This is a genomic window from Lacinutrix sp. MEBiC02404 (genome assembly GCF_053601575.1).
Window position 1 is genome coordinate 15197 of the sequence record NZ_JBSHNV010000113.1, and the last position, 26211, is coordinate 41407.

Annotated in this window: 22 protein-coding genes; 11 read left to right on the forward strand and 11 right to left on the reverse strand. The window is 33.2% G+C overall.

Annotated elements, in window-relative coordinates; all coding sequences use genetic code 11:
- Positions 1 to 226: 226 nt before the first annotated feature.
- Genes lipB through ACVCXO_RS02365 form a run of 3 tightly spaced genes read right to left on the reverse strand, consistent with a single transcriptional unit; the run spans position 227 to position 1951 of the window.
- Positions 227 to 943, reverse strand: a complete 717-nt coding sequence (gene lipB, locus ACVCXO_RS02355; RefSeq protein ID WP_452227992.1) for a lipoyl(octanoyl) transferase LipB — start codon at positions 941 to 943, stop codon at positions 227 to 229.
- A 16-nt stretch (positions 944 to 959) separates the two neighbouring features.
- A complete protein-coding gene (locus ACVCXO_RS02360; protein ID WP_452227993.1) occupies positions 960 to 1745 on the reverse strand; it encodes a hypothetical protein in 786 nt (261 codons plus the stop codon).
- Positions 1746 to 1792: 47 nt separating this feature from the next.
- Positions 1793 to 1951: a YqaE/Pmp3 family membrane protein gene (locus ACVCXO_RS02365; protein WP_303421848.1), complete on the reverse strand. Its 159-nt coding sequence runs from the start codon at positions 1949 to 1951 to the stop codon at positions 1793 to 1795.
- Positions 1952 to 2181: 230 nt separating this feature from the next.
- On the opposite strand from ACVCXO_RS02365, the gene lysS reads away from it, so the two are divergent.
- Positions 2182 to 3876: a lysine--tRNA ligase gene (lysS, locus tag ACVCXO_RS02370; protein ID WP_452227994.1), complete on the forward strand. Its 1695-nt coding sequence runs from the start codon at positions 2182 to 2184 to the stop codon at positions 3874 to 3876.
- Between the two features lie 179 nt (positions 3877 to 4055).
- A complete protein-coding gene (locus tag ACVCXO_RS02375) occupies positions 4056 to 5783 on the forward strand; it encodes a T9SS type B sorting domain-containing protein (protein WP_452227995.1) in 1728 nt (575 codons plus the stop codon).
- 22 nt (positions 5784 to 5805) lie between these two features.
- Here ACVCXO_RS02375 and ACVCXO_RS02380 read toward each other — a convergent pair whose 3' ends face one another.
- Positions 5806 to 6756, reverse strand: coding sequence for a winged helix-turn-helix domain-containing protein (locus tag ACVCXO_RS02380; RefSeq protein WP_452227996.1), 951 nt, complete (start codon positions 6754 to 6756; stop codon positions 5806 to 5808).
- 55 nt (positions 6757 to 6811) lie between these two features.
- Between ACVCXO_RS02380 and ACVCXO_RS02385 the strand changes: the two genes are divergently transcribed.
- The 5 genes from ACVCXO_RS02385 to ACVCXO_RS02405 all read left to right on the forward strand — a co-directional run bounded on the left by ACVCXO_RS02385 (position 6812) and on the right by ACVCXO_RS02405 (position 11533).
- Entirely contained in the window at positions 6812 to 7681 is an 870-nt protein-coding gene (locus ACVCXO_RS02385; protein WP_452227997.1) for an energy transducer TonB, read from the forward strand.
- 155 nt (positions 7682 to 7836) lie between these two features.
- Positions 7837 to 8361, forward strand: a complete 525-nt coding sequence (locus ACVCXO_RS02390) for a YceI family protein (protein WP_452227998.1) — start codon at positions 7837 to 7839, stop codon at positions 8359 to 8361.
- A 394-nt stretch (positions 8362 to 8755) separates the two neighbouring features.
- Positions 8756 to 8890: a YceI family protein gene (locus tag ACVCXO_RS02395; protein WP_452228094.1), complete on the forward strand. Its 135-nt coding sequence runs from the start codon at positions 8756 to 8758 to the stop codon at positions 8888 to 8890.
- Positions 8891 to 9018: 128 nt separating this feature from the next.
- On the forward strand, positions 9019 to 10176 hold the full coding sequence (locus ACVCXO_RS02400) for a M20/M25/M40 family metallo-hydrolase (protein ID WP_452227999.1): 1158 nt from the start codon (positions 9019 to 9021) through the stop codon (positions 10174 to 10176).
- 115 nt (positions 10177 to 10291) lie between these two features.
- On the forward strand, positions 10292 to 11533 hold the full coding sequence (locus ACVCXO_RS02405; protein WP_452228000.1) for a fibronectin type III domain-containing protein: 1242 nt from the start codon (positions 10292 to 10294) through the stop codon (positions 11531 to 11533).
- 84 nt (positions 11534 to 11617) lie between these two features.
- Here the strand turns inward: ACVCXO_RS02405 and ACVCXO_RS02410 are convergent, their stop codons facing one another.
- The 4 genes from ACVCXO_RS02410 to yiaA all read right to left on the reverse strand — a co-directional run bounded on the left by ACVCXO_RS02410 (position 11618) and on the right by yiaA (position 15755).
- Entirely contained in the window at positions 11618 to 13270 is a 1653-nt protein-coding gene (locus ACVCXO_RS02410) for a dipeptidyl-peptidase 3 family protein (protein WP_452228001.1), read from the reverse strand.
- A gap of 45 nt (positions 13271 to 13315) precedes the next feature.
- Positions 13316 to 13873, reverse strand: coding sequence for a GDYXXLXY domain-containing protein (locus ACVCXO_RS02415; RefSeq protein ID WP_452228002.1), 558 nt, complete (start codon positions 13871 to 13873; stop codon positions 13316 to 13318).
- Between the two features lie 7 nt (positions 13874 to 13880).
- Entirely contained in the window at positions 13881 to 15161 is a 1281-nt protein-coding gene (locus tag ACVCXO_RS02420) for a DUF2157 domain-containing protein (protein WP_452228003.1), read from the reverse strand.
- A gap of 108 nt (positions 15162 to 15269) precedes the next feature.
- Positions 15270 to 15755 carry an inner membrane protein YiaA gene (gene yiaA / locus ACVCXO_RS02425; protein WP_452228004.1) on the reverse strand — a complete coding sequence of 162 codons (486 nt, stop codon included), beginning with the start codon at positions 15753 to 15755 and terminating at the stop codon, positions 15270 to 15272.
- A 153-nt stretch (positions 15756 to 15908) separates the two neighbouring features.
- Here yiaA and ACVCXO_RS02430 point away from each other — a divergent pair, with 153 nt between their 5' ends.
- Positions 15909 to 17420 (forward strand): hypothetical protein, encoded by a 1512-nt coding sequence (locus tag ACVCXO_RS02430; RefSeq protein WP_452228005.1) that lies wholly within the window; start codon positions 15909 to 15911, stop codon positions 17418 to 17420.
- A gap of 78 nt (positions 17421 to 17498) precedes the next feature.
- A complete protein-coding gene (locus ACVCXO_RS02435; protein ID WP_452228006.1) occupies positions 17499 to 17942 on the forward strand; it encodes a hypothetical protein in 444 nt (147 codons plus the stop codon).
- Positions 17943 to 18008: 66 nt separating this feature from the next.
- Here the strand turns inward: ACVCXO_RS02435 and hemL are convergent, their stop codons facing one another.
- The 3 genes from hemL to ACVCXO_RS02450 are packed head-to-tail and all read right to left on the reverse strand — an operon-like array spanning position 18009 to position 20992.
- On the reverse strand, positions 18009 to 19295 hold the full coding sequence (hemL, locus tag ACVCXO_RS02440) for a glutamate-1-semialdehyde 2,1-aminomutase (RefSeq protein ID WP_452228007.1): 1287 nt from the start codon (positions 19293 to 19295) through the stop codon (positions 18009 to 18011).
- Between the two features lie 5 nt (positions 19296 to 19300).
- Positions 19301 to 20098, reverse strand: coding sequence for a glucosaminidase domain-containing protein (locus tag ACVCXO_RS02445; protein ID WP_452228008.1), 798 nt, complete (start codon positions 20096 to 20098; stop codon positions 19301 to 19303).
- A 3-nt stretch (positions 20099 to 20101) separates the two neighbouring features.
- A complete protein-coding gene (locus ACVCXO_RS02450; protein ID WP_452228009.1) occupies positions 20102 to 20992 on the reverse strand; it encodes a 1-aminocyclopropane-1-carboxylate deaminase/D-cysteine desulfhydrase in 891 nt (296 codons plus the stop codon).
- A 192-nt stretch (positions 20993 to 21184) separates the two neighbouring features.
- Between ACVCXO_RS02450 and ACVCXO_RS02455 the strand changes: the two genes are divergently transcribed.
- The gene (locus ACVCXO_RS02455; RefSeq protein WP_452228010.1) at positions 21185 to 25660 is read left to right on the forward strand and encodes a T9SS type A sorting domain-containing protein; all 4476 of its coding nucleotides are present in this window, start codon (positions 21185 to 21187) and stop codon (positions 25658 to 25660) included.
- 367 nt (positions 25661 to 26027) lie between these two features.
- Complete coding sequence (locus ACVCXO_RS02460; RefSeq protein WP_452228011.1) at positions 26028 to 26201, forward strand: DUF5522 domain-containing protein; 174 nt, start codon at positions 26028 to 26030, stop codon at positions 26199 to 26201.
- The last annotated feature ends 10 nt before the right edge of the window (positions 26202 to 26211 follow it).

Below are 26211 nucleotides of genomic sequence, written 5' to 3' on the forward strand. Positions count from 1 at the left end.
TCGTATCCCTTTAATAAAAGCACATGAGTACTTTATAAAAGTCTTCAAAATTAATCTGTGGCAAAATAATGCTATCTGCAAATATGTCAGTTAACACAAAAAATAATGACAAATTATATAAAAGTAGCTTTCCTTTATTCTATAACGAAACGCCAAAACACAAAAAAGCCGAAGTATACACTTCGGCTTTGGTTTTATAATAGCACTGTGTTTTATAAAAAACGAATTACATACTACTTACTGAAGATTTTATCTCCGCTTCAAAAAGCGTTGTAAAATGTTTTAATAGTTTTTCTTTTACTTCTTCTATATTCACTTCTTTTTTACCAAGCTCTACATGTAGCGAAGTAACCGCTTTACCCCGAATACCGCAAGGAATCATATTATCAAAATAGCCAAGATCCGCATTTACATTTAATGCAAAACCGTGCATGGTTACCCAACGGGAAGCGCGAACGCCCATGGCACAAATTTTTCTAGCAAATGGCGTTCCTACATCTAACCAAACTCCGGTTTCTCCAGGACTACGTTCTGCCTTTAAACCATATTCTTCTAAAGTAAGAATAATCATTTCTTCTAAAAAACGAAGGTATTTATGGATGTCTGTAAAAAAATTATCTAAATCTAAAATAGGATAGCCAACAATTTGTCCAGGACCATGATAGGTAATATCTCCACCTCTATTTACTTTGTAAAAACGTGCGCCTTTTTCGGCAAGCTGTTCTTCATTTACTAAAAGGTTAGACATATCGCCACTTTTACCTAAAGTATACACATGTGGATGTTCTACTAATAAGAAATAGTTAGTCGTTGGCAAATTAAGTTCTTGCCTTCTATTTTTTATTTTAGCATCTACCACCGATTTAAATAAAGTCTCTTGATAATCCCAAGTATCCTTATAATCTTTTAATCCTAAATCTTGTAATTCTACGGTTTTATTCAAAGTAATACGCTTCTAATTAATCTACTAATTTTACGTCTAAAGCCATCTTTTCTGGTGCCTTTATCATATCGATAAAATTCATTTTTAAAGTAACCGATTTTTTATCGTCGCTAATCACGGCGTTTTTATTAGTTACCGACTTTATTTCTTTTGGAAAGGTATACACTAAGGTATAACTCATTGCATCAAAGACCTCTTTAGAATCTCCCATTTCGCTTATTTCAGCATCCAAAGCTTCCAGATCTTCGGGCGCAATTTCATAATCTTCTTTTATAAATCGAGAAAATGTTTTCCCATCATAGCTAAAGTCTACATATTCAAAAATACTTTCTGAAGCTTTAGTAATTGCGCTCTCTCCCATTTTACCAAATTGCGAATTATTTTCCGAATTCATTTTTTTAGCTTCTTCAATTTTTTCTAAAGCTTCTGGTAAATTTTTCAGATTCGTAAATGTAGAACCAAATCCCATATCGAAAACACCTGCTTCTTCATCCATTTTCATTTTTATGACAATGTTTTCCAAGTTTTTTAATTTCGCTTGTTCTTCTGCAGATAAAGTAGCGATACTATCGGCTTTTTCTACCAACATATCTTTAAAGTACATGACGCTATCTAGCTTGATTTTCTCTTTACCATCGTCATTTTTACCGCCACCCATTTCTTCCATGGTTTTCATCACTTCACTCATATCATAACGCATGACAAATTCTCCAGAACCATCTGGATTAAAGCTTATTTCTTCGGTAAAATTACAACTGGTTAATAAAAAAACGCTTGCAATTGCTAGTAAAAATTGTTTCATTCTTAAGGATTTGAAAGTTCGATATTAATAAAACAAAGGTACGTATTTTATCTTTCTGGATTGTTTAAAATAACGAGTGCTGCTATAACGCCTGGCACCCAGCCGCAAAGCCACAATAGAAAAACAATTAATATAGATCCACAGCCTTTACCTATTACAGATAATGGTGGACATAAAATGGCAAGTAAGACTCTCCAAAAACTCATGTGATTTGATTTAATTGATTGATGTACATATTGGACGCAAGTGTTTCTGTTTTGTTACACTTTGCAATAGCGATAGTAGTGGCATCCTTTTGCTTTTCGCAAAAGATATAACGAATAGCGCAGCCCTCTGAAGCTTTTTTTTTAAGCGAAAGAGGGATTGCCCAAAAAACCATTTTCTAATTACTAGCTTTAATGTATCTTTGTGGCTTCTTAAAAAACATAAAATTAACATGTCGCAATTATCGGAACAAGAATTAGTACGAAGAGATAAGTTAGCCAAATTACGCGAATTAGGCATTAACCCATATCCTGCAGATTTATACCCTTTAACCCATCTTTCTAGTAAGATAAAGAAGGATTTTAAAGAAGGAGAAAAAGTAAATATTGCCGGACGATTAATGTCCAGACGTATTCAAGGTAATGCGAGTTTTGCAGAGCTTCAAGATAGTGAAGGCAGAATACAAGTATATTTTAATAGAGATGAAATTTGTGCTGGTGAAGACAAAACCAAGTACAATGATGTATATAAAAAATTACTAGATATTGGTGATTTTATTGGAATTGAAGGCGAATTATTCACCACTAAAGTGGGACAGAAAAGTGTTCGAGTTACCAACTTTACGCTTTTAAGCAAGGCGTTAAAGCCGTTACCATTACCAAAGGAAGATGCAGAAGGAAATTTACACGATGCATTTAACGATCCGGAATTACGTTACAGACAACGTTATGCCGATTTAGTGGTAAACCCGAAAGTAAAAGAGGTTTTTGTAAAAAGAACCAAACTTTTTAATGCGATGCGTTCTTTCTTTAATGACGCTGGATATTTTGAAGTAGAAACGCCAATCTTACAACCAATTCCTGGTGGAGCAGCTGCACGTCCTTTTACTACGCATCACAACTCTTTAGACATTCCGTTATATATGCGAATTGCTAATGAGTTATACCTAAAACGTTTAATTGTTGGTGGTTTTGATGGTGTGTATGAGTTTTCTAAAAACTTTAGAAACGAAGGAATGGACCGAACGCACAATCCGGAATTTACCGCAATGGAAATTTATGTGTCTTATAAAGATTACAACTGGATGATGGATTTCTGTGAGCAGTTATTAGAATATTGCGCAATAGCAGTAAACGGAACTTCAAAAGCTACTTTTGGAGAACATGAAATAGACTTTAAAGCGCCTTATGCTAGAGTAACGATGGCCGATTCTATAAAACATTTTACTGGTTTTGATATTTCAGATAAAAGTGAAGATGCAATTAGAGAAGCTGCAAAAGGAATGGGAATTGCTGTAGATGCAACCATGGGGAAAGGAAAGCTTATTGATGAAATTTTTGGCGAAAAGTGTGAAGGTAACTATATACAGCCAACCTATATTACAGATTACCCGAAAGAGATGAGTCCGTTATGTAAAGAACACAGAGATAACCCAGAATTAACGGAACGTTTTGAATTAATGGTTTGTGGTAAAGAAATTGCAAATGCATATTCAGAATTAAATGACCCAATTGACCAACGCGAACGCTTTGAGCACCAATTAAAATTAGCTGCAAAAGGAGATGATGAAGCTACCGAATTTATAGATCATGACTTTTTACGTGCTTTAGAATATGGTATGCCTCCAACTTCTGGGATGGGAATTGGTATGGACCGATTAATCATGTTTTTAACCAATAACCAAAGTATACAGGAAGTTTTATTCTTTCCGCAAATGCGACCAGAGAAAAAAGCATTAGCAATTAGCGAGGAAGCAAAAGATGTTTTAAAAATATTAAAAGGGGAAGAAAAACTAGCACTTAACGATTTAAAAGGGAAATCTGGTTTATCAAATAAAAAATGGGATAAAACGATAAAAGAACTTACTAAAAACAATCTTGCCAAAGTGGAGAAGACAGAGGAAGGTTTGTTTGTGGAAATCGTATAATTATGTCATTACGAAGGAGAGTAACGACGGAAGTAATCTGTTTCTAAATAATGAGATTGCTGTGTTACACTCGCAATGACAGTACTATTAAAAAAAGGAATTACAGAAATGTGGTTCCTTTTTTTTTTGTAGCCTTTTTTTTATATTTAATTCTTTATATTTATAGCAAAAAGATACTATTGAGAAATAAGCGATACTCCTATTTATTTGTTTTTCTATTTTTCTTTTTCGAGTTTAGTTTTTGCCAAGTAGAAGCTGTAATTATAGATAATGAAGGCTGGGCAAAAGGTAATTACATAGAAATTGGAATTGGAAGACCTGGAAGTTTTGGTGCGAGAACAGCAAATAAACCTTCCAGTTTTCACGAAAACAGAGAATACCTAACCAAGAAGTTTGGGTTTATCGCGAATCCGCAAAAAGATAATTGGATAGATTATGATGGTGATTTTTTTACACCTGGAATAGCGGAAGAAGGATTTACACTAGAAATAAATGGTGTAAATTACAGCAACAACTCGAATCCTAGAAATATTTCTTTTGATATTCAAGGAAAAGTAAGTAGTGCTACTACGATACTTTCTAGCTGCTACTCCGATTATTCACAACTCCTTTGGGAAGGAGAAATAGAAAATCTGCAGGTTAGAAGGTTTTATAATATTACATCGGACGGACTCTTTATTAAAATGTCCACCATTATTTATAATGCATCTTCGGAAACGAAACGAAACCTTTTTTTTATGCATAGTGTAGATCCTGACAACAATCAGGTTATCTTAAACCCGTATGAATATGATACCGATTTAGAAATAATATCCCAAGGATATTCTACGAGTAACATTAGCTTAGTTAGTGCTTCGCAACCAGCAAGTTTCCATGTAAACGACTTAGGAATCATGGACGATTCTGATGGATCTGTGGTTAGTTTTTATGCTTTAGATAGTAGATCGAGAGTTAGTTATGGTGGTTTTTTTAATCGCATGGCTTCCGAAGTTTGGAATGGCTATGCATTTACTACCGCAGAAGGTAGTACTTCGACACAAGTAGACGAAGCTATTTCTATCGCTTTCAATCTCGGAAATATTGCGCCAGACGAAACTGCCGTATTTACGTATTATTACATTCTAGAAGAACTGGATGTAAGTTTTGATCCGCCGCCAGTCATAAATATTTCACATATAAACCCACTTCCATGCGAACCGGATACTGGTCAAATTATAGCGGTTGGTTTAGACCCCAATCAAAACTATACAATTGAATATACCTTTAATGGATCGCCAAGCACTCCCGAAGTTTATACTACAGATACCAATGGAAGTGTTACCCTTAGTAGCTTAGCTTCTGGTATGTATTCTAATTTCACTTTCACAGATGCTATTTGCGCAAACGAAATTGAGACCCAAATAGAGATTTTAAGTAGCTTCACTCCTTTTGATGCTACTTTAAAAGTGACTTCTCCATTATTTGCTGTAAGCAATGCTGTAGAAATTATTGTTGTTGGAGATGGCGAATTTGAATTCCGTTTGGATGAAGGCGAATATCAAACCTCTAATAGTTTCAGTAATATTGGTCAAGGTCTGCACCATTTTTATATCCGTAATAATTTGGACTGCCATGAAATTATTCTAGAGAAACTCTTTTTTAATTACCCCAGTTTCTTCACACCAAATGGAGATACTATACACGATTATTGGCACATTGAAAGTGCCGATTCCCTTCAAGTTGTAAAAGTCTCTATATATAATAGATACGGCAAATTATTAAAACAAATTGGTAGTAACAACCATGGATGGGATGGCACTTTTAATGGCGAATTAGTGCCAACCGACGACTATTGGTTTACACTTCACTACTTTGATGGTGATAAAAAAGAAAGAATATTTAATGGGCATTTTACATTAAAACGTTAAAATAGCCTAGTCGTTTATATTTCTAATTCACCTCCAACTTATAACCAACGCCATGCACATTAATTATTTTTATAGAAGCATCGTCTTTTAACTTATTTCTAAGTTTAGAAATATAGGTATCTAAACTTCTACCAACAATAACCCCTTTGTCTTCCCAAACTTTTTTAGTTAGCTCTTCGCGTTTAATAACTTGATTGGGTTGCGCTACAAAAAGTGCTAGTAATTCGCATTCTTTTTTAGATAGGCTAATTTCGGTAGCTTCTTTTATCAGTTTGTTTTGCTCTGGATAAAACTGAAACCTTCCTAAAGCGGTAAACTCGACAGCTTCTGTTTCGATGGTTTGTTTCGATCTTCTCTTGTACGAAAACAGCACAAGCAGTACTAGAAACACTAAAAAAAGAATATATAGAATTTTGGTTTGGGTTTTATTTCGCTCGGTGATTTCTGTAAACTTTACCGTAACTTGATAGCATCCTTTTTTTAATTCTCTTCCGCGACAAGGTATAATCCCTTTCTCGGTGTTTTTCTGCATGACATAACTATAGGCAACTTCAAAATCTTCGCATTGTGTGACTTCGGTAATATAATGTTGTGGTAAATCTGCTTTTTCAAAACTACGTTTAATAATAGACACCAAACTATCTGGTTGAATGCTTAAGGTATTTTCAAAAGTTACTTGAAATTTATTTGCCTCTAAAGCAATTACAGGACTAACCACAGAAGTAGTATCTCCATTAGTCAGTAATAATTGATGTCCGACTTCACGCAAAGACACTTTTACAAGTTCCGGAAAGTGCTCATTAGTATCTTTATTACAAGATAAAATGCATATAAAAAGTGCGCATAAAGAAAAACGCCTCCATAAAAGTGTAATCGTATTATTCATAATCATTGGTAAATAACATACAATTTGATGACTTTTTACAATAGTTGACACTTCTTTTACATTCTTTTGACATTTTCCATATATCAATCTTCTAGTTTTACAATAGTTTAAAAGCATCACTTAATTATTAAATCTATATACTATGAAAAAGAGCATCCTTATTTTATGTGCCGTATTAATTACTTTTAGCCTCACCGCTTTTGGAGTAATAAACTGGCAAGAGGTTAAAACAGAAAAATCAAAAATTTTAGAAAGCAAGAAAGTTGCTATTCATACAACAACGGTAGAAAAGGCAAATCCCGATGCTAATTATGCACCAATGTTTGGTCCTATATTAACCAGTTATACAGAAGAAGAGAATCTATATGAAGGTTACAATTACAATTTCGGACCAAGATTTGGAGCTTTTAAAAAAAGCAAATTAGTAGGAGCAAAATCTATTGAAGATTTTTTTAAATGGGAAGAATTACAATCCGTAAACACTATTAAATCTATTGAAATTGTTATCGTTGAAAACGATATTCAAACAGAAAAACGTATCATTGGTTATAGTAATATGTTAACAGAAGCACAATTACAACTTTTGAAATCGTTGGATTACGCGTCACATTTTATTATAAAACTAGAATATCTCAAAAAGAATAAAACGACTGGAGTATTAGAAGATACCAATAGCGCTCCACACTTAACAATTGTTCCAGAAAAACAAGCTACATACAGTGAAGGCAGGAAAGCTTTTATGAAATTTTTTGATGAAAACAGTAAAGAAGCTAGAACGAAAGCCGATGTGGATCAAAAGAAATTACAACCAGCTATGCTATATTTTATAGTCACAAAAGAAGGAATGATTAAAGATGTGAAGTTGGACAGGTCATCAAATTATCCGTTAATAGATGAAACAATGCTACAATTAATTAATAATTTACCAGGAACATGGAAACCTGCTGAAAACGAAAAAGGAGAAAAAATGGAACAAGAACTGGTAGTCTCTTTTGGATTAATGGGTTGCTAATCACAATACAATCTATTTTTAAAGGTAAAACACATTCAAAAAACAAACAGTAAAATATAAATACAAAAGGAGTTACAGAAATGTAGTTCCTTTTTTTTTGTTATATTTAATTATAATTTCTCCCTAAGCAACAACTAGAATTAAAACTTTTAAAAATGAAAAAGTTATCCCTTTTACTAGTGCTTATATTTATATATCCTATTGTTGGTATAGCACAAAACGTAAACTCAGAAAAATCTGTAGTTGATTTTAAAATCAACAATTTAGTCTTTAATAATGTTAAAGGTACTTTTAAAGAAATGTCTGGAACCTTAGATATAGATACCGAAGACTTAAGCGCTTCCACCATTAATGTTTGTATTGCTGCAAAAACGGTAGACACAGAAAACGAAGAAAGAGATACACATTTACGTTCGGAAGATTTCTTTTATGTAGCTAATAATCCAACCATCTGTTTTACATCTTCTAACATTAAAAGAGCAGAAGCTGGTTATACAACCACAGGAAAACTCACCATGTTAGGTGTTACGCGAGAGGTTAGTATTCCGTTTACGTATAAAAACAAGACGTTTGTTGGCGAATTTAAAATAAATAGAACCGACTATCATCTTGCTGAAAATCAAAACCCTTTCGTTATTGGCACCATGGTAAAACTTAAAATTACTTGTGTTGTTAATTAAAGTTACCATCTATATAAGACATTGAAATTATGGTGATTTTAATTCGATTGTTATTAGGAAACACATAGAAAACATAAAAAAAAACGCCCTTTTTATTCGCCTTATTTTTCTTAACCAATTATTCTACTACACAAGCCCAGCAAACTATAAACCAAGAAAAATCTAAAATCAACTTTCATATTACTGGAAGAGGAATTTTAGAATAAAAGAAACTTTTACAGGCATGCAAGGCGATTTTGATTTAGACACTACTGCTTTAAAAATCCAAACTTTAATATTTGTATCGATGCAGCTACAGTAAATACAGAAAACAATAAAAGAGATACCCATTTAAGTAGTCCTGTTTTTTTTTGAAGTAGAGAAATATCCTCAGATTTGTTTTGAATCTTCCTCCATCACAAAAACGACAAGCGATTATGTCACCACAGGGAATCTTACGATTCATGGAGTTACCAAAGAAGTTGAAATTCCGTTTGCATTTTCAAAAAACACCTTTGTCGGCGATTTAGTAATAAATAGATTGACGTAGAATATAGGTACAGATTTTGGAAGTTTACAAGTTGGAGCAGATGCAACAGAGATCATAACTTGCGTACTTAATTAAAAACGGAAACTAATCTTAATAAATTATTATACTTTAGCTTAAAATTAATTTTGATGAAACCTACCATTACAAAAACGATATTCTTATTTTTTTTAAGCCTTACAACCTATGCACAGACCTACAACAGCTATTACCAAAGTGTTGTAGATAATGTTTCGGCATCCAACATACTTACAGACCTCACTAGTTTTGAAAGTTTTGGAGTAAAAGATGTTGGTTCTACCAATTTAACAGATGCAGAAAACTGGATTTCTTCGCGATACACTTCTTTAGGATATACAGATATCGTTTTACAACCTTTTACCTATTCTTCTGGAACAAGTAATAATATCATTATTACTAAAACAGGAACGGTCCATCCAAACACCTTTATCATTATTGATGCGCACTATGACACGATTAATGGCCCAGGAACTAATGACAATGGAAGTGGTACCGTTTTACTATTAGAAATAGCTCGATTATTAAAAGATATAAACACAGAGTACTCTATAAAATTTATACATTTTAGCGGAGAAGAAGATGGTTTAGTTGGTAGTAATTACTATGTAGACAATACCGTAAATATAGATAACTTAGATATTCATTTAGTTTTCAATATTGATCAAGTTGGAGGCGTTAGCGGAGCAACAAATAATACCATTACTTGCGAAGAAGATAGAAGTAATCCTCCTGCTAATAACAGTGCTTCTTCTGCAATGACAACAATTTTAGCGAATTGCATAGAATTTTATTCTAGCCTAGATACACAAATATCTTATGCCTATGCATCCGATTATATTCCTTTTGAAAATAATGGCGAAATTATAACCGGTTTATATGAAACAAATGAATCAACACATCCACACTCTCCTACAGATACTTTAGCGAATATGGATCCTGCATTCTTAACCGAAGTCACCAAAGGTTCATTAGGTGCTTTATTAGAATTTGCTAGTTCCAACCCTTTAAGTATTAACGAAAATGAACAGGATACATTTAAGATATATCCAAATCCGAGTACAAATGGTCTGGTCCATCTTAATTTTTTAGATGAAAGCAGCATGAACAATTCCATAACTATTTATGATATTCTAGGAAAACAGGTGTACATAAAAACAAATTTACAAGCAACCGAAACAATAAATTTAAAGAAAATACAAAAAGGAGTGTATATAGTAGTTGTTAAAACGAACGAGAAAACAACGACAAAAAAAATCATACTTAATTAACATAATTACAACTTATTCACTTTTAAAAACGCCTATAAATTGAATTTATAGGCGTTTTTCATACATTTTAATATCCATTTCATTACTTTCACAACTGCTATTTAATTTACCAATCATGAAGAAAGTAATTTTCACCTTATTATTCGCATTTACATTAGTCTCTTGTTTTAATGATCTTGACGACGACTTTATTGCGCAATGCACCGCACCAACAAACATTCAAGTTAGTAATACAACGCATGAAAGTGCGACTATTACTTGGGAAGACAGTAATACTTCTGCCACCTATACTTTAGAATACGGCGTTTCTGGTTTTATACTAGGCTTAGGCGAAACCCTACAAGCTACAGAAACAACCGCAACTTTAGAAAACTTAGAAGCGAACACAACATACCATGTATATATACAATCTATTTGTAGCGATAATGCGAGTATGCAAACAGAAGTTGCAACCTTTACAACGACAGCTCCTGTTGTTATTCCGCAACTGCTAAACAATCTTTCCGAACTTCATATATTTTCTGGTACTCTTGAAGATTTAACACCAAGTGTTTATGCTTTTGAATATGATCTAACAACACCTTTATTTACAGATTATTCGCATAAACAACGCATAATTGCTTTGCCTTCCGGCGGAACTATGCAGTATGTAGATGATGGCCTACCAACATTTCCAGACAATACTGTTATTGCAAAAACATTCTACTATTTTAATGATGAACGGGATGAAACATTAGGAAAACGAATTATGGAAACTAGAATTTTAATTAAACAAAACGGTTCTTGGATAACCGGAAATTATAAATGGAATGACGCACAAACCGAAGCTACTTTAGATGTAGATGGAGGTGTTGTTGCTTACAGTTATGTAAATAATAGTGGAGACACAAAGAATTTGAATTACCAAATACCGTCTAGCACAGACTGTTCTACCTGCCATAGTAATAATGACAACATCGTACCGATTGGTCCAAAATTACGCACAATGAATTTTAACAACCAACTACAGGATTTTATAGATAACAATTATCTTTCTAATCTTGCAGATCCGTCAAGTGTATCTGTTTTACCAGATTGGGCGAATAGAGATGATTATAGTTTAATGGAAAGAACTAGAGCATACTTTGATGTAAACTGCGCACATTGCCATCAACCAGAAGGAAGTTGTTTCCCAGATTCTTCTCTAGATTTTAGATATGAGACTCCTTTTGGGGATACCGATATTTATACTTTTAGATATACCATTTTAGCTAGAACCCAAAATTATATTATAGATTATTCTATGCCTTTAATTGGTACAACAATCATACATGACGAAGGCTATGATTTAATTGAAGCGTTTGTAGATTCTTTATAATTACAATTTAAAAAAATGACAAAAAAAGGCTTTCGTTTTCACGAAAGCCTTTTTTTTTTCTATTTACTGTTTACTGTTTACTGTTTATAAACCCAATACTTCTTTCCCTTGTTCAAAAACAACATCTACAGGAATATTAGCAGCACTTAATCGATCTAAATCTGCTTGTAAATCGGAAGAAATAACGCCTTTATCTGCAACCAATTTAGCTACACCTTCATAATCTCCATTTCCTTGAAGCGTTAAAATAAGATTCGATAAATCTTTCATAGCTTCTTCCATTTTATCAAAATTCACCATAAAAGTACCATCTTCATTTCTTGTAAAAGCGCCTTTTTCTTTAAAGAAATTAAAACGAATCATATTTGCTTTTCCATGTGCAGAAGAAGCTCCAAAACGTACAGATCTAAAAATTCCTGCCATAAAGGTTACCATATTATCTTTTAAATCTTCCTTTAATTCACCTTTCGCATGTAATTGCTGAATCATATATAATCCAAGAATATCCGCTTTGCCTTCTTCTAATGCACTAGAATGTTCTTTTAAAGATTCTCGAACTGTTCCTTTACCATTAATTGTATTCTTAATTCCTAAACCATGCGCAACTTCATGAAACATGGTATTCGCAAAAAAGGCATCAAATGTAATATGCTTGCGTTGGCTTTCATCAATTAACACTTCCGATATTGGTAATAATATTTTATCAAACTTTGCTTGCATTGCATTTTTAAGTTGCAATCTTCTTGTTCCTTTTGCTAATTGTACTTCTTCGTCGTTTGGTAAATTTATTGCAATCGTTTTACTTCCTGAATTACAATCCCCTGCATAAAAAACAACATCATACGCATTTAAATCACTATCTGTTCCTGGAGTTTCTTTTTTATAAGCGGCATCTACAGGCAATCCTTTTTGAAGTTCTGGTAAATACGCTGAGAATTTTTCTAAACGTTTACTCCAAGCTTGATCCTTAATAAGTACATAACCTTCATGCGATGCTTTGTTTCCAAATAGTTGATCTTCGTAGGTTTCAATTGGCCCAATAACAATATCTAAGGTGTTTGTTTTCATGTCCATCCAAGCTAAATCACTTGCTTGGTAGTCATCCTTTAATAATGCTGCTGCACGTAATTCTAAATATTTTTTTAATCCTGCATCATCTGCCAGTTTGGAAGCTTCTAATAATAATTCGGAAACTTCTTCTACTTCATGTTTAAACTTTTCGTGATATGGAATGGTAAATAGTTTTCCGTTTTCATCCCGACGCACAAAATTATAAATACTAGATTTATCTTTCATGTCTGCAGCTTCAAATTCCTCTTTAGTCATGTCTTTCGGATAAAAATTTGCTCCTAAAGGTTTCGCGTCTATTCCTTTTACAAAGGATGCATTTCCATTTAATCTATCCCAAGGACCATAATTTATTTTTACATAACGTTTGGTGTCTTCATCGGAAATAGTATTTAACAAAGCATCACAATCTCCATATGCTTCATACCAAAACAAATCATTCATTTTATTGGCTGCATCTATTAAAATAGGAAGCATTTTTTGTTCGTTTTCGGTAAGCACACTTACATCTGCAGTAAGTTTCACCGATACATATTTACTTAAATTCTGTTCCATTTCTGATGGTTTTGCTGCTACAATTTCTTCTGTATTCGCGGTATCGTTCTTAGCATCCTTTTTACAAGAAATCACAAAAACAGGTATTAATAATAGAATTCCGAGTCGTTTCATTTTTATATCTAGATTAGTTTATATTCAAAGTTAGCCAATAATAATTTACTTTACCACATAATCTGAAATTGGAATGTCATTTATAAAAACATTATCTAATACAGAAGCTCCGTTCTTAACAAAAACTAAAGCATAGGTATTATTTGGTAAACTATCCCGTTGTGCATTTCTATGTGCAATTTCGGCATCTTTCGCCTTTGTTTCTTTCATATAAAAACGATCAAAAGGAAAATGAATACGAAGCACATCTTGGTACGTACTATAAGAGTTAACCTTAGCTATTATATAATCTGAGTTTGTATCTAACATCGTTTTACTTACTTGATCAATTTTTGCAAATCCTAAACTATCCGTTTTTAGATACACAAAAACATCTTGTTGTGGCTCCCAAATAGAATCTTTTGTTGGATACGAATCTATCTCATAACGAAGCGTTATATATTTTCCTCGGAAAGGATCTGTGGGATCAATAGGCTCTGTTTTAAATTTATAAGCGGTACCATCTTCCAGCGTATTTTCTTGATTAAAAATCATTTGAGCAGGCACAAATAATTGTATAAGTGCTACTAAGACGAATAATATAAATAGGTGTATTGTTTTCATGTGTCCCTTATTTTTTAAGTATTTGTTTTTGCTTTTTAAGCATCCAATAATTGGTTATAAAAAATCCGAAACCAACGGCTACAAACAATAAACCTCTTACTACAAAAGACATGTTTGTATCAAAAAATCGACAAACGACTAAGCTTGTTATGATGAATAACCCATAATTTAAAACACCAAAATGAAACCGGTCTGCTCCTATTTTTATGGTTATTAATCCTAAGACAAATAATAAAGCATTCACCAAAATGGTTGGTATGGTTTCCGAAGAAAATCCGAAGAAAAAGAGCATGCTAAAAAAGACAAACACATATTGAAATAAATGAAACTCTTTAATCCATTTCTTATAATACGAATATCCGATAACAACAAGAGCTGCTAAAAATAAAGCGACTGCAATGTAAAACTCTTGTGAAAAGAAAACCACTTCTCGTATTAAATCTTCCCAAATCCATGAAAAACTCGTCCATAACAGAATGATAATTGTTCCTATAGAACCAATAATGATATATCCATTACGTCTTAATTGCTGGTTGTAGAAAAAAGGAATTTTACCAATATTATAGAACAATCCGAAAAGTAGGATATACAATAAGAAACCAATACTATAATTTGTTTCTACAAATGCGCCAAGAACAATCGTTGCACTTAATGGGATGAACCAATTAAAAATAGAGGTAATATTTGCTTTTGGGTTTTGTTTTAAAAGTTTCCAATAATGTGGCAATACCAAAACTAACAAAATAATATATAACCAAGGCGAATATCCTGATGGATAGCCATAACCACTTTCACAGGCATAATAGGTTGCAAAAATAATATGTAAGATTGCTAAAGTATGGGACTTAAGCAGATAAATGATTGGTAAACAAAGTACGATCCAAGTTAACAGAAAGCTACCTAAATCTCCTGGCAGATTATAAATCTGGCTTACCAAAGCGATACTAGCGCCAACGGCAAAAAAGAGAAAAGTTCCAGAGGCTTCTTTCCAGGTGCTACTTTTATTTTTAAAAATGGAATAGCCAACAAAAAGTTGTCCAATAACTAAAGGCAGAAAAGCAAATACCGTTTTAATAGCTCTTGAAAACTGGTCCCAATTGTGGGCTAGTATTAAAATAATACCTAACCCTATTAATAAAGATCCGAGTACGCCAAAAACAACAAACAGTTTATTTGGCACATCTTCTTGCTTTGATCTATAATACGATTCGATCTTAGAAGCAACTTCTTTAGAAATCACTTCATTTTTAATCAAATCTGGTAATTCTTTTATAAATTTTGAGTGCATGACTTTAGAATTTAAAGTTTAAAGATAGTGATAGTTCTTTGGTTTAAAACCTCACAAAACGAATTGCGAGGCTTTGGGTTTATAAAAACCAATCATCAAAACAAAGTTTTAAATCTCTTCTGTTTCGCTATTATTATCTATAAATGCAACATCTCTTGTGTTTTTTTGTACTGCAATTGCGGCAAACAAACTCAATACAAAGGACATAGCATAAAAGCCTTTTTCACTAAGTTCTAAATCGGCATTCCACAAACCTACCACTAATAATGTAATAGATACAATAGTTGTAAACCAACTAATACTGTAATACATTTCGGTGACCTGAATATTTTCCATTTTGTCTCTAACTGCTTTTTGAACAGAAATAACAGAGAACAAACCAAATAGTAAAACGGTAAAGTAATAGCCTTTTTCGTTTAATTCCATTCCTGCATTCCATAAACCTATGCAATAAGAAACTACACCGGTTAATAAAACAAACCAGGAAGCACCAATAAATGCGTTAGTTGGTTTTTGATCGAATGCCTTTACTTCTTTTTTAATCTTCTTCTTATTTTTTGTTTCATTTCCTGAAACGGTTGTTTGATAATCCATAATTTTTTGTTTTAAATGATTATTGGGACAAATATGTAACACTTCAGAAAGAGTCGAAACACAAAATTTTAATAATACTGACGATATTTTCATGTAAAAAATAAACCTATTCATTATATTTAGTACTTTACTCAAAATAATACTGACGATTAAATGACTAATTTAAACACGATTATTTCTACTTTTTCTTCCGAAGAACAGCAACGATTCCTTATCTATCTAAAGAAAAAGAACAAAAGAAACGATATCAAAAACGTGGCTTTATTTCAGTTAATTGCGAAAAATCAGCTTTCGTCTGATGCTATTTTCACAACCTTGTACAACACATCCAATAAAAACGCATATCACGCCTTACGGAAAAGATTATACTTATCGATCATTGATTTTATTGCAAATACTAATTTGGAAGAAGAAAACTCCATAGACATGCAAATCATAAAATTCATTCTTGCTTCGCGAAACTTTTTTTTAATGAAAGAAGCCAAGCTAGCCTATCACATTTTAGACAAAGCAGAAACTCTTGCAGCAGAACATCATTTATTCGCGATACTAAATGAAATTTATAGTACAAAAATTCAATATGCGTATACAGACCCATCCTTAGATATGGAGCAACTGATTTTAAAATATAATAGCAATCAAAAAAAACACTATTTAGAAGATCAACTCAATATTGTGTATGCAAAAATCCGACAAGCATTGAATAACATTTCCTATAAAAAAGAAATTGTAGATTTTGAAACCTTATTAAATAACACTTTAGAAGAGCATCATATTAATATACATGATTCCATTTCTTTTAAATCGCTATACCAATTAATGCATATTGTTAGTATTTCGGCTTTTGTTACTAAAGACTATTTAAAAATTGAATCTTTCTTGATGAAAACTTACTCTATAATACAGCTTCGTAAAACCAATGAAAAAGAATTACGCTATCACATTCAAGTGGTTTATATGATTGCAAATGCGTTATTCCGAAATAAAAAATTCAAACAATCAAAGGAACACTTAGAAGTCATGCACAACCTTATGCTTGCCAATAAAAAGAAGCATTACAACACCTTTATATTAAAACATGATTTACTTCTTGCTCTAAATTTAAACTACTCCAATAAACAAGAAGAAGCAATACCGTATTTAGAACCTTACTTGAACTCCAAACATACAGATACAGAAACGTTATTAGATATTCGATTAAGCTTAATTATGTTTTACATTCAAAACAAAGACCTAACCAAAGCAAAACAAGTTTTTTCTAAATTTTACCATACCGACAAATATTACATAGAAAAAGCAGGAATAGAATGGACTATTAAAAAAAATCTTACAGACATCTTACTACAAATAGAGCTTAACGACATTGACGTCGTAGAATCTAGAATGCTAAGTTTTAAAAGACAATACACAATCTATTTAAAAGAAATAAATCAGGAACGCGTGACTACGTATTTAAGTCTTGTTGAAAAATATTACAAACAACCAGAGATTATTACAACAGAAAAATTTAGGAATTTGGTGGAAGATTCTTTCGAATGGATTCCCGCAAAACAAGAAGATATTTTTGTAATTAGCTTTTACGCCTGGTTAAAAAGCAAGATGGAAAAAAGTGATTTATTGAAAACTACGCTAAGCCTAATTAAACAAGCACAATTAGTTAATTAGTTGTTAAAAACATTTTCACCATTAAACCATTTCATTTTTTCAACGTCTTAGATACAAATAACAATAAAATTTAAACAGATGAAAAAATTATTAGTAATAGCATTAGCCTTAATAACTATACAAGTTAGTGCGCAAGAAAAAAGAGGAGAAAAAGGTAAAAAAGCAAATTTAGCTCCAGAAGAAATGGCACAATTACAAACCAAGAAAATGACTTTAGATTTAGATCTAACCGAAGCACAACAAAAAGAAGTAGGTGTCATTAATTTAGAAAATGCTAAAGCTAGAAAAGCACAAATGCAAGCTAGAAAAAGCAAAAAAGACTCGGAAGAAAAACCGAGTAAAGAAGAAAGGCTTAAAATGAAAAATGACAGATTAGATGCTCAAATTGCAACGAAGAAAAAAATGAAAAGCATTTTAAATGCAGATCAATATACTAAATGGGAATCTACGCAAGGCAAAAGGCATCATAAAAAAGGAAAAGGCAAAAAAGGAGAGCGTGACAGCAAACCTAATAAAGAGTAGTATAGTTAGTTTTTAGTTTTTTTTTAAAGCACCTTAAAAGAGAAATCTTTAAGGTGCTTTTATATTTTATAATGTTTTAGAAACTGCATCTACGGCAAGAATCGTTTTATCTAAATCGGCATAGGTTAACGCATCTGTAATAAACCAAGTCTCAAAAGCACTTGGCGCAATATAAACTCCTTGCTCTAACATACCATGAAAGAATTTCTTGAAGGTTTCGTTATTTCCTGCTGCCGAAGTTTCAAAATCCAATACTTCACCTTCCGCAAAATGTACAGAAACCATAGAACCTACTCTATTTATAGTGTGTATAATATTATTCTGTTTTAAAACCTGTGCAATCCCTTTATGAAGGTATTCCGTTTTTTCAGCTAGACGATTATAAATAACTACATCGCTATTTAATTCTTGTAACATTGCTAAACCAGCGGCCATCGCTAAAGGATTCCCACTTAAAGTTCCTGCTTGATACACAGGTCCAAGAGGCGCTAAATAACTCATAATTTCTTTATTAGCAGCAAATGCACCAACTGGTAATCCGCCACCAATTACTTTTCCAAAACAAACAATATCTGCTTTTACATCATATAGTTCTTGGGCTCCACCTTTTGCTAGTCGGAAACCCGTCATAACCTCATCAAAAACTAAAAGAATATGGTTCGCATCACAAAGCTTTCTTAACTCCTGTAAAAAATCATTCTTCGGAGGAATACATCCCATATTTCCTGCAACAGGCTCTAAAATAACGCAAGCTATTTCTCCTTTATTTGCTTCTACAATTTGGGCAACATTGGCGATATCATTGTAAACCGCAAGCAAAGTATCTTTGGCAGTACCTGCAGTAACTCCGGGACTATTTGGTGATCCAAAAGTAACGGCACCACTTCCTGCTTGTATTAAAAACGAATCACTATGTCCGTGATAACAACCTGCAAATTTTATAATTTTATCTTTTCCTGTAAAACCACGAGCAAGACGCACTGCACTCATGCAAGCTTCTGTTCCTGAATTCACAAAACGAATCATTTCTATATTTGGCACCATAGAAACCGCTAATTCTGCAATTTGCGTTTCAATCTCTGTTGGTGTTCCAAAAGAAGTTCCTTTTTTGGTTTTCTCTACAACTGCATCCACAACAGGTTGAAAAGCGTGACCAAGTATCATTGGTCCCCAAGAATTTATATAGTCTATATATTGGTTATTGTCTTCATCTATTAAGTAAGCTCCTTTTGCTTCTTTAATAAAAATTGGCGTTCCGCCTACTGCATTGAATGCTCTTACCGGAGAATTTACTCCTCCAGGAATCACTTTTTCTGCTTGCGCAAATAATGCGCTACTACGTGTATAGTTCATGAAATTTAATAATCTTTTGGCATTGGTTTTACAAAAAGCACCTGACCTACAAATAAGCCTGTACCTTCTAAACCATTTAATTCTTGAAGTTCTTTTACTGTAATTTTATGTTTTTTGGAAATAGAATATAATGTATCTCCTTTTGCTACGGTATGTTTATCATTATTATCTGCAGTTTTCCCTAATACTTCTGCATCAAATTTATGTAATTGATAACGTTCAATTAAACTAATTAATTTAGCTGGATATTTTCTATCTGTAGCATAACCCGCAGCGCGTAATCCTTTTGCCCAAGATTGGTAATCATCTTTCTCAAAATCAAACAGGCCACTATATCTTGTTCTTCCTGTTAAGAAAAGGGAATGATCTCTAAACGAATATTTAGAGTTATTATATTTACGGAAACATTCTTGTGACGCATCATCATCGTGATAAATTTTTGCTCCAGTCCAATCATGACATTTAATCCCGAAGTGATTATTAGCTTCTACAGAAAGTCTTCCTTTACCAGAAGCAGATTCTAAAATCCCTTGCGCCAAAGTAATACTAGCAGGAATACCGTATTTACGCATTTCATCTTGTGCTATATCACTATAAATAGCAACATATTCCTCGGTAGAATTCGCGTAAACTTCTGGAGTACCCGGCGTTACATCAGGTGTAGCTACATCTTCTTGTTCCGATTCTTTTTCCGTAGTTTTTACCACTACAGCTCGCTTATGTTTTTTAGGAGTCACTTTTTTACTTGACCCGCAACTAAACATAAACAGAGCGATACAGCTTACAATAATTAATTTCTTCATTTTCTATTCAATCAATGGTAAATTCTTCTTTTTTAAAACGGTATTCATTCCTTCAATACCTTGTAATCCTCCCGTATGGATCACTAATATTTTCGAATGCTTCGGAAAAAATCCTTTTGCTATTAAATCTTGAATACCAAATAGCATTTTCCCTGTATAAACAGGATCTAAAGGTATATTACTTTCCTTTTTAAAGGAATTAATAAACGCTATTAAGGTTGGATTTATTTTAGCATAACCTCCAAAATGATAATCCGTTATCAACTCCCAATTTGTTCTGGTGGTAAATTTACTAATTTCTTCTTGTAAAAAGTCTCCTTTTAACGCTGGAAATCCCAGAATTTTTTGATTTGAAGAGCTAGCATTAATAATCCCAGAAATAGTCCCTCCGGTTCCTACAGGACAACATATATAATCGTACACTTCATCGCCCTCTTTTAAAATTTCTTCACAACCTTTTACTGCTAGTGCGTTTGTTCCCCCTTCAGGAATTAAATAAAAATCGCCAAAAGCATCTTTTAATTCATCTAAGAACAAGTCAGATGTTTTACTTCTAAAAGCTTCTCGTGACACAAATTGAAACTGCATGCCTTGCTGTTTAGCAAAGCTCAAAGTAGGATTATCGTTCACCTTATTCGCCAACTCTTCACCGCGAATAACACCAACAGTATTAAAACCATATTCTTTTCCTACGGCTGCAACAGCGGCAATATGATTTGAAAAAGCGCCTCCAAAAGTCACTAAAGTAGTTTTGCTCTGGAGCTTAGCTTCTATGATATTATACTTCAGCTTACTTAATTTATTTCCAGAAACAAACGCATGATTTAAATAGGTTTTTCTTATAAAAACCTGATAATCAGCACCTAAATCAATTTTAACCGTTAAACTCTTCATTTAATCAATAAATTACCCAATATTCTCAATTAATATATTATTTTAGCTAAAGATGTTAATAGATTGAATTTAATTCAACAAAAACGTTAAATAGATTAAAATATTTCATCTTTCACAGATTCCCAAAATCTACAATTTTCTTTCTCTTATAATGTCTTTTTGACATAAACTTATGTTCCAAATTTAAAGTTTATGATGAAAAAATTACACTTTTTAATAGCTTTTATTTCTTTAAGTACTATTACCTACAGTCAGTGCCCATCTATCGCACAAAATGCTTGTTCTCAAGCTGCCCCAACTGTCATCAGTAATAGCATCACCTGTACTACACCAAATAACAATGGTGGTCGAAGAAACTTTCAAATAACAAATATGATAGCCGGTGCGACGTATAGAGTTTCTAATTGCGATTCTGGACTAGACACCCAAATGACCATTAGAAATGCGGGCGGAGTTTCTGTTGCATATAATGATGATAATGGCCCAGCTTGTCTCGGGATTGCAGCATCTATTGATTTTACACCTCCTACAACAGGTAATTACAGAATTCAAGTAAACAAATATGACTGCGCTGCCACTCCAAATTCTTCAAATGGTGATATTGTAGTAACTTTAATTTCAAATGCTCCTGCCCCTGCAACAAATGATGAACCTTGCTCAGCAATTGCTTTAACCATTAACCCAGATTTTTCTTGTACAAGTACAGCGTTTGGTACAGTTGTAGGAGCTTCTAACTCTGGCATCAATGCTTGTTTAGGTACTGAAGACAATGATGTTTGGTATAGTTTTGTAGCTACTAACACAAGCCATTCTATAGATTTATTAAATATAACAGGAAGTACTACTGATATGGTTCATGGTGTTTATGGAGGATTTATTGCTCCTGATTGCAGTGTAGCAGTTGGTGATAATATTAGTTGCTCTGATTCTAATAATAACACTATTGGTGGATTAACAGTTGGTCAAACTTATTTTGTTCAAGTGTATACCTATTCCAATGGATCTGCAACTACAACTTTTGATATATGTATTGGCACACCACCTCCAGGACCTGTAAATGATGTTCCATGTGGAGCTGTAAGCTTAACAGTCAATCCAGATTACTCATGTACAAGTACAACTTCTGGAACTGTTGCCAGTGCTTCAAACTCTGGACTAAACCCTTGCTTTGGAACAGCTGATAATGACGTTTGGTACAGTTTCGTTGCTACTAATACTAGTCATACAGTAGATTTATTAAATATTTCTGGTTTCACAGATATGTATCATGCCGTTTATGGTGGCTTTATTGCTCCGGATTGCTCCGTTGCAGCAGCAGATAATATTAGTTGTTCAGACCCAAACTCTAGTACGGTTACTAGCCTTACTATTGGAAACACCTATTTTGTACAAGTTTATTCTTATTATAGTGGGTCTTCAACCGCAACTTTTGATGTATGTATTGGCACACCTCCTCCTCCAGCAAATAATGATGAGCCTTGTTCCGCAGATAGCTTATCAGTAAACCCCACTTGTATAGGTACAACAGGAACTGTTAATAGCGCAACCAATTCTGGTATAGATTCTTGTTTTGGCACACCAGACAATGACATTTGGTATAGCTTTGTGGCTACAGACCCAAGTCAAACAGTAAGTCTATTTAATATTTCTGGAAGCGATACGGATATGTATCATGCTATATATGGACCTTTTACACCGCCAGATTGTAGTGTTGCTGTTGCAGATAATATTTCCTGTAATGACGGAAATTCTACTGAATTAATAGGTTTAACAGTTGGTGCAACTTACTTTGCTCAAGTGTTTACATATTCTTCTGGCCCTGAAACTACATCTTTTGAAATTTGTATTACAGAGCCATGTACTAATTCAGACCCAATAAGTACATATCCAACACTATGTCCTACTACAATTATTGATGAACAGGGCAATAATCCGTTCAATCCATTAACATTAAACCCCAGTGCAAATCTAGATTGTAGTCTTCCTACAATTACTTTAGAAGTAAATTCTAACTTAAAAGAAACGACTAGTTACATAGTAGAACAAATAACATATCCAAATCCTGCTCCTAATTACGATTTTCCAATTCTTGGAAATGGAACGGCTCAACAAATTCCAACTGATGATATTTGGGCAAATACTAGAACTGATTTAGGATTCCCTTTTTGTTTCTATAACAACTCATATACTCAAACTTTAATTGGAGCTAATAGCATGATAACTTTCGATAATACTATTGCGCCAGGAAGTGCTAGTGGATATAGTTTTTCTAATAATCTTCCAAGTATAGCAAATAATTTGTTCGAGCAAACCATCTATGGCGTTTATCATGATATAAATCCCTTCCATTATTCAGGAGCAGGAGAACCAATTAAAAGTCGAACGATTGGTACAACTCCTTGCAGACAATTTCAAGTGTCTTGGCATGATGTCCCTATGTTTAGTGACAATTCAATTCTTTATACAGGTATGATTGTACTTCATGAAACTACAAACATCATAGAAGTATTCATAGAAGAGAAACGTATCGACGATGGAAATATCAACCCATGGAATGGAGGAAATGCCATCGTTGGTATTCAAGGAGATATTACACCTTTAGCTCCTAATAACCAATATTTAGCTGCACCATGTAGAAATGGTCTTGACACCAATTGGGAAACAACCAAAGAAGCATGGCGCTTTACTCCAGATGGAGCTGCATTAATTCCAAATAATGTTACTTGGTATTCAACAAGTAGTGGTGGATTTGGCGGTACGTCTATAGGGTCAGGATCTACAATTACTGTGACTACACCTGATACATATTTTGCTGTATCAAATTACCCAACCTGCTCAGGCACCACTAATTTAACAGACGAAATCATTGTAAATCAATCTAGCAAAACGTGGATGGGTTATATAGATAATAACTGGTATGTAGATGGAAATTGGGAACCAAATGGAGTTCCAACTCCCAGCGATTGTGTTTTAATTCCTGATGTTGCTGTTTCAAATGTAGATGCACCAATTGCTGATATTGTAAACTTAATACCACTACCTCCTCAAAATGCTTATGCTTTAAACTTAACAGTTGCTTCAACCGCAAGTCTTGAAATAGCTTCAGATACTGAGTTAGTTGTTACAGATTGGGTCCATACAGATGGAGTAATAAACATAAGAAATACTGGTAGCTTAATTCAAATTACAGATGGCGCTCCAAATTTTAATAATAACACTGGAACAGGCACCATCAACATGCAAAGAACTGCAAACATTGCTAGCCCTTACGACTATATTTATTGGTCCTCTCCTGTAGAAGGGTTTGGAGTATCTAATGTTTCCCCTGGATCTACTTTAATTTATGAATGGATTCCAAATATAGCAGGCAATGGCGTAGGAAACTTTGGTAATTGGCAAGCTACTACCGAGAACATGATAAATGGAAAGGGATACATTATTAGAAATGTAACCGGAACTCCTGCTCCTTCCACCCCAGAATTTGTTGGAAAACCTAACAATGGTGTAATTACCAAAGCAATAACAAGAGGAAATTACAATGGAACAGATTATACTGGTGGCGGGAATACCATTGCTACAAACCTAGATGATAACTGGAATTTAATTGGAAACCCATATCCTTCCGCTATTTCTGCAGACACTTTTATCGCTGTAAATGCAGCTGCAATTACGGATGATGTCGATCCTACAATTTCTGGAACCGTATATTTATGGAGACACCTAGTTACTCCTAGTAATGCCGTAAACGACCCTTTTTACGATGGCTTTGTTTATAATTATAACCCAAATGATTATGTAGCTTATAACAGTACTGGATCAAACCCAGCAGGATTTGGAGGAGATATTGCTGCTGGACAAGCCTTTTTTGTACTTATGGAGCATACCGCGCCTGCAAGTTCGAATGTAGTATTTAACAATACTATGCGCAGTGAAACTTTAATTAATAGTCAGTTTTACAGAACAGACACAGAACTTACTATAGATATTGAAAAAAACAGAATTTGGTTAGATTTAATTTCACCAGATAATACTGCTAACTCTATTTTAGTAGGTTATGTGGAAGGTGCAACCAATGCATTGGATCGATTGTTTGATGGCTACGAATTAAGTGAAACCAGCACTCGCTTTTACTCTATAATGGATGACGAGGCATTTGCTATTCAAGGAAAATCGCTTCCTTTTGATAATACAGATAGAGTGCCTTTAGGCGTTGAAATAAATGAAAACGGCAACTATTCCATAGCATTAAATGCTTTAGATGGTTTATTTACAGAAAACAATCAGGCAATTTACATAGAAGACACCTACACAAATATCATTCATGACTTACGTGTAAATCCATACAGTTTTAATATAGATGCAGGCATCTATAATGATAGATTCATATTAAGATATACAGATTACGCTTTAAGTATCGAGGATTATGAATTATCTGGATTAGAAATACTAGCCCCTAATAATTCCTTTATAAAAGTAAAATCAGGAAATAGTCCTATAAGCACTATAATTGTTTATGATCTATTAGGTCGAATATTAGTTGAAAAAACAGAAATTAATGCTTCAGAAATCAGTTTTAATAACCACAACTTCTCGGAAGGAACTTATATGGTAAAAGCAATACTCTCTAGCGGAAAACAGAAAATTCAGAAAGTAGTTTTAAAACATTAATAATATTTTATAAAATCCCAAAAAGACCTTGATTTCAAATAATTGAGGTCTTTTTCATTTACATACGCTTCTCTTTCAAAGGAAATATTTCTATAGGCCTGCTGCCAATTTCGCCATCGAATAAACCGAACAATAAACTCCAAAAAATACAAGATATAAAAAGGAATAATCAACAATTCTAGCTGTTGTCTCAAATGAATTTTCTCGTGATTTAATAAAACAACATCCTCCTTTAAACTGCTATATTTTAAAAATATAAAAGGAAAAATAGCTATTCCCGTATATCCTTTGGGTACCATATATTTTGAAATAAAAATCATATTTTATACCATTCAAAAATCAATCCAAATTACATTATATTTGTGATATGAAGAAATTTATACCTCTTGAAGAAGGCGATTACTACCTAACACCCGAAGGCTACAAATGTTTTACAGCGCAATACCATTTAAAACGGGGATACTGTTGCGAAAGTGGCTGCAGACATTGTCCTTACGGTTTTAACACGTCCACTTCCAGTAAAACAATAAATAAAAAGTAAAGTCGGTTAC